This window comes from Arthrobacter pascens, from assembly GCF_030815585.1.
Classification (GTDB): domain Bacteria; phylum Actinomycetota; class Actinomycetes; order Actinomycetales; family Micrococcaceae; genus Arthrobacter; species Arthrobacter pascens_A.
Window position 1 is genome coordinate 4,503,014 of record NZ_JAUSWY010000001.1, and the last position, 14,048, is coordinate 4,517,061.

General features: G+C 65.0%; 13 protein-coding genes and 1 pseudogene. 8 read left to right on the forward strand and 6 right to left on the reverse strand.

What is annotated here, in order from left to right; all coding sequences use genetic code 11:
- Positions 1-83: 83 nt before the first annotated feature.
- Positions 84-281 (forward strand): annotated as a pseudogene (locus tag QFZ30_RS20840) (integrase core domain-containing protein); the annotation flags it as partial.
- On the opposite strand, the gene QFZ30_RS20845 reads toward QFZ30_RS20840, so the two are convergent.
- The gene (locus QFZ30_RS20845) at positions 261-1,049 is read right to left on the reverse strand and encodes a YqjF family protein (RefSeq protein ID WP_307079565.1); all 789 of its coding nucleotides are present in this window, start codon (positions 1,047-1,049) and stop codon (positions 261-263) included. The pseudogene QFZ30_RS20840 and the gene QFZ30_RS20845 sit on opposite strands and share 21 nt — an antisense overlap.
- A 404-nt stretch (positions 1,050-1,453) precedes the next feature.
- Between QFZ30_RS20845 and QFZ30_RS20850 the strand changes: the two genes are divergently transcribed.
- The 7 genes from QFZ30_RS20850 to QFZ30_RS20880 are packed head-to-tail and all read left to right on the forward strand — an operon-like array spanning position 1,454 to position 6,938.
- Positions 1,454-2,554, forward strand: coding sequence for a hypothetical protein (locus QFZ30_RS20850; protein WP_307079567.1), 1,101 nt, complete (start codon positions 1,454-1,456; stop codon positions 2,552-2,554).
- Between the two features lies 1 nt (position 2,555).
- On the forward strand, positions 2,556-2,732 hold the full coding sequence (locus QFZ30_RS20855; protein ID WP_307079569.1) for a hypothetical protein: 177 nt from the start codon (positions 2,556-2,558) through the stop codon (positions 2,730-2,732).
- The gene (locus QFZ30_RS20860; RefSeq protein ID WP_307079556.1) at positions 2,729-4,519 is read left to right on the forward strand and encodes a glycosyltransferase; all 1,791 of its coding nucleotides are present in this window, start codon (positions 2,729-2,731) and stop codon (positions 4,517-4,519) included. The genes QFZ30_RS20855 and QFZ30_RS20860 overlap by 4 nt, the downstream gene beginning before the upstream one ends.
- Entirely contained in the window at positions 4,516-4,854 is a 339-nt protein-coding gene (locus QFZ30_RS20865; RefSeq protein WP_307079558.1) for a hypothetical protein, read from the forward strand. The genes QFZ30_RS20860 and QFZ30_RS20865 overlap by 4 nt, the downstream gene beginning before the upstream one ends.
- On the forward strand, positions 4,851-5,066 hold the full coding sequence (locus QFZ30_RS20870) for a hypothetical protein (RefSeq protein WP_307079560.1): 216 nt from the start codon (positions 4,851-4,853) through the stop codon (positions 5,064-5,066). Before QFZ30_RS20865 ends, QFZ30_RS20870 begins: the two co-directional genes overlap by 4 nt.
- Positions 5,063-5,242 (forward strand): hypothetical protein, encoded by a 180-nt coding sequence (locus tag QFZ30_RS20875; RefSeq protein WP_307079571.1) that lies wholly within the window; start codon positions 5,063-5,065, stop codon positions 5,240-5,242. The genes QFZ30_RS20870 and QFZ30_RS20875 overlap by 4 nt, the downstream gene beginning before the upstream one ends.
- Positions 5,235-6,938, forward strand: coding sequence for a family 16 glycosylhydrolase (locus tag QFZ30_RS20880; protein ID WP_307079573.1), 1,704 nt, complete (start codon positions 5,235-5,237; stop codon positions 6,936-6,938). The genes QFZ30_RS20875 and QFZ30_RS20880 overlap by 8 nt, the downstream gene beginning before the upstream one ends.
- Positions 6,939-7,016: 78 nt before the next feature.
- Here QFZ30_RS20880 and QFZ30_RS20885 read toward each other — a convergent pair whose 3' ends face one another.
- The 5 genes from QFZ30_RS20885 to QFZ30_RS20905 form a co-directional block, all read right to left on the reverse strand.
- Entirely contained in the window at positions 7,017-7,676 is a 660-nt protein-coding gene (locus QFZ30_RS20885; protein WP_307079575.1) for an acetyltransferase, read from the reverse strand.
- Positions 7,673-8,854, reverse strand: coding sequence for a DegT/DnrJ/EryC1/StrS family aminotransferase (locus QFZ30_RS20890; protein ID WP_307079577.1), 1,182 nt, complete (start codon positions 8,852-8,854; stop codon positions 7,673-7,675). Before QFZ30_RS20890 ends, QFZ30_RS20885 begins: the two co-directional genes overlap by 4 nt.
- Positions 8,851-9,846 (reverse strand): NAD-dependent epimerase/dehydratase family protein, encoded by a 996-nt coding sequence (locus tag QFZ30_RS20895; RefSeq protein ID WP_307079580.1) that lies wholly within the window; start codon positions 9,844-9,846, stop codon positions 8,851-8,853. The genes QFZ30_RS20890 and QFZ30_RS20895 overlap by 4 nt, the downstream gene beginning before the upstream one ends.
- Positions 9,843-10,967 carry a Gfo/Idh/MocA family protein gene (locus QFZ30_RS20900; RefSeq protein ID WP_307079582.1) on the reverse strand — a complete coding sequence of 375 codons (1,125 nt, stop codon included), beginning with the start codon at positions 10,965-10,967 and terminating at the stop codon, positions 9,843-9,845. The genes QFZ30_RS20895 and QFZ30_RS20900 overlap by 4 nt, the downstream gene beginning before the upstream one ends.
- Positions 10,968-11,111: 144 nt before the next feature.
- Positions 11,112-13,805 (reverse strand): helix-turn-helix transcriptional regulator, encoded by a 2,694-nt coding sequence (locus QFZ30_RS20905; RefSeq protein ID WP_307079584.1) that lies wholly within the window; start codon positions 13,803-13,805, stop codon positions 11,112-11,114.
- Positions 13,806-14,048 lie beyond the last annotated feature (243 nt).

The window sequence follows — 14,048 nt, forward strand, 5'->3', positions numbered from 1 at the left end:
GTGCAAGGAATGGGCGGCGGGCCGCCGTTCACGCGGGGAACCCGACGTGCGCCAGAGCCTGGCGCACGAGCGCTCCGTGCGAGCCGGGCAACGGCAAGGTAGAACGCTTCAACCGGACGCTCACCACCGAATGGGCCTACGCCCGCCCCCACACATCAGAAGCCGAACGGGCAGCCACTTACCCGGACTGGCTACATCAGTACAATCACAGAACCCATACCGGCATCGGAGGTAAAACTCCCATCAGCTGCGTTCATAACCTATATAGGAACTACACCTAGGTCCGGCGGTTGGCCGAGGCTGCTCACCAGCCTTGGCCGGCCGAACTTGGTCCGCACTCCTGGGGAGTACAGGACCGATTCAGGCGGTCCGCTCGTGCTGATACCGGCAGACGCAATCAGTTCATCCTTCAGATGGTGCAGCTTGGCAAAGCACAGCGGCCACGGTTTATGGGTGTTTGGAATGTAGATGCTCCGTCCCCGGAACGTGCCGTGCATTCCAAACCTCGCCGTGAGAAAAACCGATATCGGGTCATCGACGGTGGCATCTGATTGGGGTACGACGGCGAAGCTGGTCTGTGCCCCTTGCCTGAATCGCCTGACCGAGTAGTTGATGGCTTCAACGTCTGGCGAGTCCGGCCGGGGTTGGGAATAGCGGATTCGCGACCACACGTAGGGAATTTCCGCCGCTCGAGCTGCCAGGACGACGGGCAGCCGGTTCGCGTCCAAGCTCAGGAAGACCACGCCCCGCGTTCCGTCCGGTTCCCTTGAATAAAGGCGGACGTTGACCTCGTTGAAGTTTCCCAGGTACGGAATCCCGGGACCGCGTCCGATCCCTGCCTTCTTCATGCGGAAACCGACCAGGCCCACCCATGACGTCCCGTCGAAGTTGTCCGGTTGCACTCCGGGCGGCATGAAACGAGCAGCAACGTTTTCCGGGATGCGCCAATGCAGGAATATGGCGTCGGTCCAGCGCTGGTCCAGGATGGCGGGCGGTGGCAGCTCAGGCGGATCGGGCCAGAGGGACTCGGCGTTCGAGCGTTGATCCATAGCCAAGTTCCCTTCACACGGCCAAATTCTAACCTCTGTTTGGAACCCCTCACCAGCCTTGCTGCGCCGACTGCTTGAGTCGGAGCACCCTGTGTTCTCACCACGGGAGGGTACCCCCGTCTACCTGGCGCACTTACGGGATAAGTCCCCAGAGTACCTAACAGATCACTCGGCGTTGCCCTCCACCCCTAGCTCTGGCGGGAGCACGAAATTCCCTACGTAGGACGGACGCGATGTAAAAGCGAGTACTCACTACTGGTGTTTACCTAGCCGGCCTACCTTACGCTCAACTTTACGGGCAGGGTCACTCGGCCGGGGGATTCGAATCCCTCTAGGGGCACTGGCTGGATTAGTCGCCGGGGCCGAGACACCATCCGACCGACACTACCCAGACAAGGGAGACCATGCAGACCAAGACCAAGACCAAGAGCAGTGCATTGCATTTCGATATCCACGGCCGCGTGAGGATCCGTGTTGACGCGAAGGCGCCGGCGGCGAAGCAGCTTCAGAGCATGTTGGCGTGTTTCGCCACCGATACCGAAGGGCCGGCGGACATCGTTGTTGATGACGGGCCGGAGTCGATGCCGGATGCGGGTTTGCTTGAGCATGAGCTTGCGTATACGGGGACCAGCGTGCGTTTCCAGGCTGATCGGGTCCAGGTGGTGAGGGACGCGGAGCAGTGGCGTATTCACGGGCCGGGGGAGTTGTTGACTTCCGTGGTCCCTGTTCTTGATGCCGCTATGGTCGGTCGGGGAGCCGCCATGTTCCACGCGGCTACGATGGCGTACCGGGGTCACGCGATTGCGCTTCCGGCCGCCGGGGGGACCGGTAAGACGAGTACCGCCGCGAAGCTGATGCGGCGCGAGGGGTGGTCGTTCATGGGTGATGACTGGGCTTTCCTGGCCGAGGACGCCACGCTGCTTGGTTACGCGAAGCCGATGTTCATTAAGCCGCATCACCGGGCCATCTACCCGCACCTGTTCGAGGGTGTCCGGAAGCCCCTTGTCCCGTCGGGGCTTTCGGGGAGTGTCGGCCGCCTGACCACGGTGGTGCATCCGTTCGTCATCCGTTATCCGCGGCTCGCGGACTTCTCCCGGCGATGGTCGCCGGAGCACCGCATGGTCGAGGCGGGGACGGCGTTCCCGGGGCGGGAAGTGACGACGTCGGCCCCGCTCGCGGCTGCCGTCTATATCGAGCGTTTCGAGGGCGCCCGGTCCCGGATCGTGGAGCGGTCGAGCGATTGGATGGTTGACCGGATGATCGGGAACTTCCACATCGAGATGGCGGGTTTCTCGCAGCGGGTCGTGACTGGCTTGGCGGCCACGTCCGTGGTCCCGTGGCGGGAGCACTTCGGGGCGAAGGGGGTCGTGCTGAGCAAGGCGCTCGACGGACGTCCCTGCCACCTGTTGCAGGTGCCTTCCGCGTATTCGGCGGACGAGGCCTCGGACGATATCGTCCGGTATCTCGAGGAGCTGCTGCCGTCGGTCCTGGACGAGGAGGCCTGAGGTGCCGGACACAGTAGGTCACAGCCCTGCCGAGGTTACCGCGGTCGTTCCGGCCCGCAACGCGGAGCACATGCTCCCGCTCGTCGACTCCGACGTCGTGTTCGGGCCCACGGGGGTTGCCGACCTGCTCACGGAGCTGGTCGAGGGCGGCCACGACGCCCTCCAGGACGCGCGATGAAACGGGAGATGACCGGCACGCTCGAGGCGACCAGCCGGACCGAGGGACGCTGGAAGGCCCGTGATGTGTGGTGTGCTCTGGCGGGCGTCGTGTCGCTGGGGCTTGCGGTGGGGGCCGCTTCCACGGTGGCGGTGCCCGTGGACAGCGACCTGGGGCTCGTCGCTGTGCTGCCCTACCCGTTTTGGGTGGGGCTCCTGCTTCTGAACGTCGCCTTCGTTGTGGCGCTGCGGGGGGATGCCGCGGGCCCGGCGCGCCGCCCGGTCATGGTGTGGCTCGTTGTGGTGCTCGTGCTCGTGCTCTTCGGGACCGCTGCCTTCGTGACGGGCGTACCGCGGGGTGAGGTCGCGTTCCGTCATCTCGGTATTGCCGACGCCCTCTCGGGCAGTCAGGGGATCGACCCGGACATCGATGCGTACTTCAACTGGCCGGGTTTCTTCGCGCTCCTGGCGACGGTGTTCCGGGCGACCGGTCTGGACCCGGTGGCTGTTGCCTTGTGGGCGCCGGTGCTCAACATGGGTCTGTGGCTCGCTGCCCTGGGCGTGCTGACGCGCTATTTGACGAGCGATCCGCGACGGCTCTGGCTTGTGCTCTGGGTCTTCTGTCTTGGCAACTGGCAGGACCAGGACTACCTGTCTCCCCAGGCCTTCGGCTTCTTCCTGTACCTTGTCGTGATCGCGCTGCTCGTGGGCCCGTTGGCCGCGCGGGCCCCCGGGTTCCGCGGCTTCCGAGACGTCGACCTGACGGCGTGGTGGCGAGGGCGGTCGCCCGCCGAGCCCCGGCCGGGGCACCGGGTGAGCGCCCTCGTGGTGACGCTCTTGCTCGTCACGGTCATCTGCGCGAGCCATCAGCTGACGCCGTTCATGGTACTCATCGCCATCACCGCTCTGACGCTGAGCGGACGTGTCTGGCCCAGCCGGCTGCCTCTGATCACCGCAGTGGTGCTGACGCTGTGGCTCGTCTACCCCGCGAGTGCATACCTCATCGGGAATCCACCCCTGGCCGAAGCAGGACTGCAGGCCGCGACCGAGGCGAACGTCATCGACCGCCTGACCGGGACCGCCGGGCACGTGCTCGTGGTGCAGGGCCGGATCGTTCTGACCCTCGTGCTGTGGGCACTCGCCGCGGTCGGGGCGGTGCGCGACTGGCGCAGAGGACGCCTCGACATCCGGGTGGTCCTCCTCGCCGTCGCTCCACTGCTGCTCTTCCCCGCGCAGTTGTACGGCGGGGAGATGCTCATCCGCATCTCGCTGTTCGCGCTGCCCTTCATCGCCTTGCAGGCGTGCTCGGTCCTGCTTCCCACGGACGGCAGCACACGCCCCTCCTGGCGCGCCGCGGGGAGCCTTGCGCTCACCTGCTTCCTGCTGGCCGTGCTGACCGTGACGGGCCGGTTCGGGAACGCCCAGTATGACGTCTTCACCGACGCTGAGATCGCGGCCGTCGCCGCCGCGCAGGATCTCGCGCCCCCCGGCTCGGTGATGATCTCGGCTGCCTACCCGACGCCGTGGCGCAGCGAGGCCTACCTCGAACACCGGTACCGGACGATCGACTACATGTGCCGGTCCGACTTGTCGACGGCGACGTGTGGCCCACTCGTCTACGACTACGCCCGGGACAACCCTGCCGGTGCCGTCGTGCTGCTCACGCGCTCGTCGGAGGCGAGTCTGGTGCTCCAGGGCACCAGCAGCGCGCCAGGCTTCGCCGAGCTGGAGGAGTGGCTGAGCACGCAGGACGGCGTGGAGCTCGCGTTCAGCAACGACGACGCACGCGTGTACCGGGTGACGCCATGAGCGGCGGAGTCAGCCGGCTCACCGTGGCGCTCGGTCTCGCGGCCGTCGCGCTGTCGCTGGTGACGCTCATCGGGCTGCCGACACCGCTGCAGGCCGTCGCCGCGACAGCGGTCCTGGTCCTGCTCCCGGGGCAGGCACTGGCCCGACTCACGCAGGTGAGCGACCTCGCGCTCGGCGCGCTGCTCGTCCTGGCGCTCGGCCTCGCCGCGCTCACGGCGGTGTCCACGGCAATGTTCTACCTCGCCGTGTGGTCCTGGCAGGGCTGCGTGGTCACGATGGCCGTCATCACCGTCCTCGCGTGCACGGCACGCGCACGGCAGGAGGCCACGTCATGATCAACCTCATGATCGACCTGGCCGGACTGCTCGCGGCTGCCGCGCTGCTCATCACCCTCATCGCGCTCGAGGTCCGACGCGCCGGACCAGACACCGGACAGTCCACACGCCCGAGGCTCCTCGGCCGAACAGTGAGCCCCAGGGTCGTCGCCGTCATGTGGACGACGTACCTGCTCCTCTTCCTCCCACGCGTGCTGGGACTGCTCACGTGAACCGCCCCACGCGGTGGCGGCTCCACAGCAACCTCCACCTGGGCGTCTCCGACGACGACCCCCGCCGCCCCGGCAGAGTGCTGCCCGAGTTCCTGCGCCACGAAGTGCTCACAGCCTCCCGGAGCGGTTACATAGGCATCCTCGCCACGGGCCCATATCATCTGACGTATGCGTAAACACGTGGTCGCCCTTGGGGTAGCGGCAATCTTCCTGGCCGGCTGCTCGGCCCCTTCACCTCAACCGGCAGAAACGACGCCGGCGCCGGCCGCCACATCAGCATCAGCCACGCCGGCCCCTGCTACGCCGACCCCTGCTACGTCAACGACAGGCTCGGCCGCGACAGATCTGAACTGGGGCACGCCGACCGCTGGCGACGAGTTCGACTATACCGGCGCACCGGACGCCGCGAAGTGGTCCGTCTACAACAGTGCCGGGCACGCGGGGAATGGAATTCGGAGTCCCCAGCAGGTCACGGTAGACGGTTCCAAAATGGTCATAACTGGAACACCGGACGGCACGACCGCTGGAATGAGCGCGAAGTTTGCAAACCAGAAGTACGGCCGGTGGGAGGTCCGCGCGGCGGGTTCGGGTGACAATGAGTACCATATGGTGTCGCTCCTGTGGCCGGATAGTAGGAATTGGCCGTGTGACGGCGAAGTTGACTACGCGGAGACGACTGGTGACTGGAACGCCATCACGTTCTTCCACCACTACTCATGTGAAAACCGTCAGGTGTCCGCGTCCAAAACCCTGGACGTTTCACAGTTCCACAACTACGCAGTGGACTGGTCTCCGGCCGGGATTGTCGGCTACATTGACGGCGTGAAGTGGTTCGAGACCACCGACCCGGCGCACCAGCCCCCAGGCGGGATGCACCAGACGCTACAACTGGATTGGTTCCCCGACAGCACGGCCGACGGCGCTGGCGAGATGCGAGTGGATTGGGTTCGCGTGTATGCGGCGGCCGCTCCCCCTCCCCCGCAGGCGGCATCCGGTGAGTCGTTTGAGTTCGCCGCCACCGGGGATATGAACCCTGCGGGTAACACGTCGGCCACGTCGCACAGTGGTAAAAATGCAGCTAGCATCATCGCCGGTCTCGACGACGGTTCGCTGGACAACTTCCTTGCGCTGGGCGATTTCCAGTATGACAAGGGCACCTGTTCCGAGCTCGGGGCTTACCACCAGTTGTGGGGTCCGGCTATGGCTAAGACGTACTGGACCGCTGGACCGAATCATGATGTTGAACCCGGCAAGAATGACGACGTTGACCGGTACATGGATGGGCAGTGCGTGTCCACGGAGAAGAGCGCGACGAACGCCGATCCTGGACGGTTCCAAGACGCTCTTGAATGGTATTCGTTCGACAAAGGCAACTGGCACATTCTTGTAGCGCCTACGGCCACATGGCGTTATGACGCTACGCGGGCGCAGGCGATGACCTCGGAGATGGATGCCGACCTGAAGGCGGCGAAGGCCGCCGGAAAGCATCTGGCGGTTATGTACCATGATCCGTATTTCACCAGCGACACGAAGAGCCATACCCGCTTCTCCAAGGCGAAGCCGTGGATTGACGTGTTCTGGGCGAACCGCGTTCGTGTGTTGCTGTCCGGCTCACAGCACAATTATGAGCGGACCTGCCCGATTAACAACGCGGACAAGTGCGTTGGGGACGGGATGCAACAATTCCAGGTGTCCACTGGTGGAATCGGCCTCCGGGAGTTCACCAGCAACCCCTCTTATGTGGAGCGGAAGTTTAGCGACACATGGGGTCACTTACGGATGAGCCTCAAGGCTGACGGCTCGTATACGTGGGAATTCCGTCCCGTTTCTGGCGGAATGCAGACTGACAGCGGGTCTCGAGGCCCCGGCTAATTCCTAGGGCCGGCTTGATGCCATGCCCTGGCGGTAAGTCGCCCTGCGTGCCGGTTAACTCCCGGATTGACCGAAATATTACATGAGGGGGCCGGCAGCGCCAGGACCGAAGTCAACGGCATGGGCCGGAACGCCGATCCAGGTTTCCCCGTCCGGGACGTTGCTTAGTACGGCGGCACCCATCCCGATCGTGGCGTAGGCTCCCACCGACGTCCGTTCCCGCACGCTTGAGTTCATGCCCAGGTACGCGGCCCGCCCTACCCGCACGCCCCCGCCCAGGGAGACCCCGGCTGCGAACGTCGAGAAGTCCGCCACGTCGTCGTCGTGCGTGAACGTGACCCCCGGCATAACAACAACATGCTCCCCGAGCGTGACAGACGCCGTCAGGGTGACGTTCGGCAGCAGGATGCTGCCCCTGCCTATCCGGCAGCCCTCCGGGGGCCGGACAGTGGGGTCGATGGCCCTGGCGTAGCGGCTCTCCGTGAGGCCCAGCCCAGTCAGCCGTTCCACCACGGACTCACGGGCGCGGCCCGATTCGAGGCACACCAGCAACAGGGCATGGGTGTATTCCACTGCATCTTCAATGGTGCCGAGCACCGGCGCGCCGTCCACCGATGTGCCGGACAATTCCTCATCGTCGTCCAACAACCCCAGTACGTCGTACTGGCCACTGTTGCGCACCATGGCCAACACTTCCCGGGCCAGTCCGCTGGCCGCGAGCAGAATGAGCTCGCTCACGCGCCAACCTCGCCGGCGGCAGCGCGGATGCTGACGATGACGCGGTTCATTTCCTCGTCATCCAGTTCGTGGAAGACGGGGAGTATCAGGGTCCTGTCGGAAAGCCGTTCAGTGTTCAGCAGCCCGGCATTGCCAGTATCGCGCCACCGGTAGGCGGGCTGGCGGTGCGCCGCCATGATTCCGCGCTGGGCAGAGATGCCGGCTGCAGCCAGACAGGCCATCAGCCCCTCGCGATCGGTGGCGAACGCAGGCAGGACCTCGAGCCAGAACGACTGGAAGTTGGTGGTGCCGTACGGCGGATCGGAAATGAACCGCAGACCCCGAAGGCCGGCAAGGCCTGCGACGTACCGTGCCGCAATCTCCCGCCGCCGGTTCACCACCTGGGCGAGCCGGCCCAGCTGGACGATTCCGACGGCGGCCTGCAGGTCCGTCATCCGGTAGTCGAAGCCGATCTCGACGTAGACCTCCGGCGGTGACTGCAAGGACGCCAGCAACGACGACCTATGGTGGTCAGCGGCCGATACGCTCCTGGAGTGCTCGCGGAGGGTCCGGGCGCGTGCCGCCCAGTCCGCGCGGTGCGTGGTCAGCATGCCTCCTTCACCCGTGGTGAGGATCTTGCCGGGGTGGAAAGACCAGACCGTCACATCCGCCCCCGTGCCCACCGGCCGTCCCTTGTACTGCGATCCCACGGCACACGCGGCGTCTTCGATCACGGTGATCCCGTGGCGGTCGCAGAGCTCCCTGATGGGGTCCAGATCGACGGGCACCCCGCCCTGGTCCACCACTATCACCGCGCGGGTATCCATGGTCAGGGCCGCCCGGATGGTCTCGGCCGTTGCATTGCCGGTGGCCGGTTCAACGTCGCAGAACACCGGCCGCGCCCCCACGTAGGTCACAGCGTTTGGGGCAGCTATGAAGGACAGCGATGGCACCACCACATCGTCTCCGGTACCGATGCCGGCAACCACCAGCGCCAGGTGCAGGGCGGTAGTGCAGCTGGAGGCCGCGACGGCGTGACGCACCTCCATCGCTGCGCTGAAGCCCGCTTCGAACTCCTTGACCTTGGGCCCTTGGGCCAGCCAGCCGGAGGCAACCACCTCAGCCAGGGCACGGGCTTCTTCCTCGCCGAGCCATGGCTTCATGACGTTGATCCGGCCAAGGACTGGTTCTGCTGTCACCGGGAATCAACTTTCCTTGTTGCGGTGATCCCGTCCTGCACCGGTTTCCACCAGCTGACCAGTTCGCGGAGCCCTTCCTCAAGCTGCACTTCTGCTTCGAATCCCAGATCCTGGCGGGCGGCTGTGGTGTCGGCGAGGCGGCGGACCACATTCTTGACCAGCCGCTCCGGGCCGTGCTCCACAGCGAGGTCGGAGTCCATGACGCGAAGCAGCGTCCGGGCCATCTCCAACAGGGTCGTCTCGGTTCCGCTGGCGATGTTGTAGGTCCCGTGGCTGACGTCGCTTGCGGCTGCCAGGACATTGGCCCGGGCGACGTCGGCCGTATAGACAAAGTCCATGGTCTGGAGTCCGTCGCCGAAGATCAGTGGCCGTTCGCCATCCGTGATCCGTTCCATCCAGCGGACCAGCGTCTCGGTATACGGGCCGTGGACGTCCATCCGCGGACCATAGACATTGAAGTAGCGGAGCATCACATAATCCAGCCCGGTCATGGCGTGGAAGCTGCGGGCCATCCCCTCATTGAAGGACTTGGCGGCGCCGTAGAACGTGTCGTTGTTGGCATGGTGGTGGCGCTCCGTCGTGGGAAACTGTTCCGCCATGCCGTAGACCGAAGCACTTGAGGCGGCGATCAGCTTGTCCGCGCCGTGCTCGGCCGCAGCTTCAAATACGTTGAAGGTCCCGTTCACCAGGACTTCCAGGGCAAAGCGGGGTTCTTCCGCACATTGGGTGAGGCGAATGGCTGCCTGGTGGAACACCAGGTCCTTGCCCTTGGTGAGATCGTGAACCAGGTCGCGGTTGCGGATGTTGCCCTGGACCAGTTCCACCTGCCCGGTGGCCAGCGCACCGGCCAGATTCACTATCCGGCCCCGGACCATGTTGTCCAGCACGTCAATCCGGTTCACGCCGGCCTTGAGCAGCGCATCCACCAGGGTTGAGCCTACTGTTCCGGCGCCACCCGTCACCAGGACATTTGCCCCCTCGAGCTCGCTCACAGGGCACGCTCCAGCCTGAGCTCGGAATCTGCCACCTCGGCTCCTGCAACTGCGGATGCCTGGCCACCACGGCTGAGGCTTCGGGTTATCGCTTCGAGTACTGAGAGAACCCGCAGTCCGGAGGCGCCGCCGGTGCGCGCCTCACGCCTGTTGCGGATGCAGTAGGCCAGCTCCTCCACCACCTGGCTCAGGGCCTCCCGTTCCGGCAGGGCAGGGGACCAGGTGTCGCCCAGGCGGTATGAGATGGCGGAGGTCTTCCGTTCGCCGGGCGAATTCGGCTGCCGGTTCAGGCTGACTCCCCGGTCATACACACTGAGCCGTTGCTGCGGGTTGAGGTCGTCCCACACCAGGGTGCGGCGGGATCCGCCGATCACCGTCTGCCGGATCTTGGTGGGGCTCAGCCAGTTCACGTGCAGGTGGGCGGCGGCATTGTTGGGAAGCCTGAAGTTCAGGTGGCCCACGCAATCCCGGCCGGTGCCCAGCGGATCTGCTCCGAAAGCCGAGACTTCGGCTGGGTTCAGTCCACCGGGGAGCACAAAGTCAAGGATTGCCAGGTCGTGCGGCGCCAGGTCCCAGAACACGTCGACGTCTGGCTTCACCAGCCCCAGGTTGAGCCGAACGGAATCCACAAACAGGATCTCCCCCAGTGAACCTCCCCGGACCAGCTCCTGCATCTTGAGCGCGGCCGGTGTATAGCAATGCGTGTGGTCTGCCATCAGCACCAGCCCGTTCGCTTCGGCCTCGGCCATCATTACCAGCCCGTGCGCCCGACTGTCCGCCAGCGGCTGTTCCACCAGGACGTGCTTGCCGGCGCGCAGCGCCACCAAAGCGGACCGGTAGTGGGTCCGTGCCGGCGTTGCGATCGCCACCGCGTCTGCGTCCACCGTATCCAGTAGTTTGTCGAGGGATTCGACCACGGGAATGTCCCCCAGCGTGGCAGCCAGTTTGCTGGCGCGGTTCATCTCCAGGTCGCAGATGGCTGCGACCTCCCAGTCAGGGCTGGCGTGCAGGTTGCGGGCAAGGTTGGTCCCCCAGTATCCGGCCCCGACGACGGCGATTCTGAGTTTCCGGATCGGTTGCCGGTGGGTGGGGACGTGGAACGGATTGGCGAAGGTCCTCATGTCACTTTCTTTCCCCGAGTGTTGCCCGTGATGCCAAATTACTCCGGCGCGGGCGCCTTTGGCCGCGAAACGAGAGGGGCTTTGTGGGTGCGGGAAGGGAACAGTGTGGAAACTGTGGGTACCTGCAATCCTGCGGGTTTCGCCCTAGAGGACAGGAAGGACGTACGGCTCCCGGGCCGCGGTTTCCTTGCCTGCTGCGAGGGCCGTGAGCTGGGCGCGTGATTCCACTCCGAGCTTCCGGTAGATCGCGGTAAGGCGTACCTCTACCGTGCGCACTGAGACGTACAGAGTGGCCGCGATTTCCTTGTTGCGCATGCCCCGGGCCACCATCTGCGCCAGCGCCTTTTCGTGGTCGGCGAGCATCAGCATTGCAGGGTTGCCGGCCGCGCGGGCTGGTTCCACCCGCTCGTCAAGCAACAGCGAATCGACGTGCTGGGTCCAGGCATCTGCGCCAGCTTCATCAAACATCACTTTCGCACGCAGCAGGCCGTCCCGGGCATCCCGCAGGCGGCCGAAGGCTTTCAGCCGCTCCGCATAGCAGAGCAGCGTCCTGGCCCGTTCGAGGACGGATTCGTGGGCGTTCCTGCCCTCCAGTGCCTGGCTGAACAGATGGAGGGACTGTTCACCGTCGGCCAGCATGGCGCGGCTCCGGGCGACGGCCGTCATGAGCCACGGGGACCTCAGTCCTATCGCGCGGCTCTCCAGCCGGAAAAGCGCCTGGGTTGCTTCCCGGTGCCGCCCCAGCCGGACCAGGACCTCCACCAGGTCGGCCTCGCAGCGCAACAGCGTGGGGTTGCCGAAGGACATGCCGATCTCCACAGCCCGGGACAATTGGGCGAATGATTCCGCAAGGTTGCCGCGCATGAGGGCAAAATGTCCCTGGCAGGCGGCCAGCTGGGCAGTGGTGGCCGGGTGGCTCTCCGCACTTGAAAAATGCTGCGCCTGCGCCACGTAAACCCGCGCCAGTGCTTCGTCGCCGAGCGCGTGGGCCCGCCAGACACGGAAGATATGGCGCATTCCGCGGTGGTATTTCGTCTCGGGTTCAGAGAGTTCGAGGTCTTCGATCAGTTTGACCGCTGTCCGGACATTGCCGGCGCGGATCTCGTTGTCCACCGCAAGGAAGTCTGCGGTTTCCCGCCAGTTGGTGTTGCTCGCCTCAACAGAGTTCCGCACCATGGCGAAGGCCTCCTTGGCGAGCCCGTGGTGTTCGGCGTAGCTCAGGGCGCGGCCCTGAACCAGGAGGGTGGCCACCCTGGCGGCGCCAACGGCGTCGTACTTGCGGTTGACGTGCTCCGTGTTTCCGCCGATTGCCCCGATCAGCAGTTTGGCGCGTCCGGCAACCGCCAGGCAGTCCGCGGAAGCGGAGTCCTGGAACTGTTCGGCATAGCGCAGGAGACCGACCGCATCCTCCAGTTCCCAGCGTTCCGCATAGTAGAGCGAGCCGACGGCCAGCAGGTTGGCGGCGAAGGCAGGGTCGTGCTGTCCGAACTCCTTGACCAGGCGGAGCACCATGCTGGAGCGCACGGCGGCACCTTGGATGAACTGGATTTCGAAGGCAAGGCCCGTCAGGCGAAGGATCAGCGCGGGGTTTCGCGTAACACGCTGCGCCCATTCAAGGTAGCGCCTGGCGTAGACAAATTCGCCCCTGTTGAAGAGCAGCTCGGACACGGTGGCGAGGCGGGCGGCAGTTTCCGCTTCCCAGGGGTTGATGGTGAGGGCACGTTCAATGTATTCCACGGCGAAGGCAACTTCCCCGCTGCGGACGAGGTCAACGGCAAACCGGAGGAGGCCAAACGGCGTCTGGCGCTCGAGCGCGGTAAAGCTCAGGTGCCAGCGGCGGGCATAGGGGTCCGTTTCGGCTGCCGCTTCAGCCATTGCGCGGTGATTGGCTGTCCGTACCGTCGGTGTCATGGCCGCAAAGACGTAGCCGCGGAGCAACTGGTCCTGGATCCGGAGATGCGGCCCCGTCCTAGTGGCCATGCCGCAAGCCAGGAGCTCATCGATTCCGGGCCACAGATCGCTGTAGACCTTTTCCAGCGTTGCGATGTCGCTCCGGCAGGACAGTGAAAGCAGGTCCAGGACGTGCCGTGCAAACGGCGTCAGCCCTCCCACTGTCGCGGCGAACTCCGATTCAAAGCTTCCCTTGCAGGGAAGTGGAACCGGGAGGGCGTACTTCCCCTCGGCCTGGCGTTCAAGCAGGCAGGTGTAAAGCTCGACGGCGGCGAGCGGGTTGCCCTGCGTTGCCGCCGCCACCGCGTGGACCGCCGCAGTGGCGGTCTGCCGTGCCGGAATCGCTTCCAGCATCCGGACGGTGTCGTTGTAGTTCATGGCCCTCAGCTGCAGTGACGGCAGGCTTGCGAAAGGGCTCTCACCCGCTTCCTCCCGCACGCTGATGAACAGTGCCATGTCCGTTCCTGACAGGCGGCGGGCCAGGAATCCGATGACAGCCTGGCTGCTGGGGTCCAGCTGGTCGGCGTCGTCAATGACGATCACCGTCCGCGAGGACGAGCGCTGGTGCAGCCCGTTGAGCAGCATCGTGGATACGGTGGGAACGTCCATGGCCCCGGTGGAATCGCGGAGCAGCTCGTCGGTGAACCGGTTGAGGACCGGGTCATCTATTCCGGTCAGGAGGGCAGTGAGGCCGGAAAGCGGCCAGTCGGATTCCGACGCGCTGGCCCGCAGAAAAACTGTCCGGTAATCCGAGAGCCGCGGAATTTCGGACAGCAGCGCGGATTTGCCCACGCCGCGCCGGCCCACAACCGTAAGGGCGGAGTCCTGGGGCCCTCGGATCACAGAAAGGATCCGGTCCAACTCCTTGCTTCGGCCTATTAAAGACATGTGGTCCCCATCCATCGAAGAAGGAGACCGACTTGCTTGGTATTGCCGATAATTCTCGCCGGTACCGTCCAGCCACATCGCTGAACAGGGACCAGCTACCTGTCCGTTTGTCACGTCCAGCACGGTGCCCAGCCGTTCTTGCAAATATAGCCCTGATCCGGCCCCTGCACCAGAGAATGTTCAGGTTCCACGATATTTCGGCTTCGTTTCAGAATTGCTGGTGAGGCATCACCTGATTCACCT

Bases quoted from the DNA above. Each gene is read 5' to 3' on its own strand.
- QFZ30_RS20845 (WP_307079565.1), bottom strand. From the start codon at position 1,049: ATGGATCAACGCTCGAACGCCGAGTCCCTCTGGCCCGATCCGCCTGAG.
- QFZ30_RS20850 (WP_307079567.1), top strand. From the start codon at position 1,454: ATGCAGACCAAGACCAAGACCAAGAGCAGTGCATTGCATTTCGATATC.
- QFZ30_RS20860 (WP_307079556.1), top strand. From the start codon at position 2,729: ATGAAACGGGAGATGACCGGCACGCTCGAGGCGACCAGCCGGACCGAG.
- QFZ30_RS20865 (WP_307079558.1), top strand. From the start codon at position 4,516: ATGAGCGGCGGAGTCAGCCGGCTCACCGTGGCGCTCGGTCTCGCGGCC.
- QFZ30_RS20870 (WP_307079560.1), top strand. From the start codon at position 4,851: ATGATCAACCTCATGATCGACCTGGCCGGACTGCTCGCGGCTGCCGCG.
- QFZ30_RS20880 (WP_307079573.1), top strand. From the start codon at position 5,235: ATGCGTAAACACGTGGTCGCCCTTGGGGTAGCGGCAATCTTCCTGGCC.
- QFZ30_RS20900 (WP_307079582.1), bottom strand. From the start codon at position 10,967: ATGAGGACCTTCGCCAATCCGTTCCACGTCCCCACCCACCGGCAACCG.
- QFZ30_RS20905 (WP_307079584.1), bottom strand. From the start codon at position 13,805: ATGTCTTTAATAGGCCGAAGCAAGGAGTTGGACCGGATCCTTTCTGTG.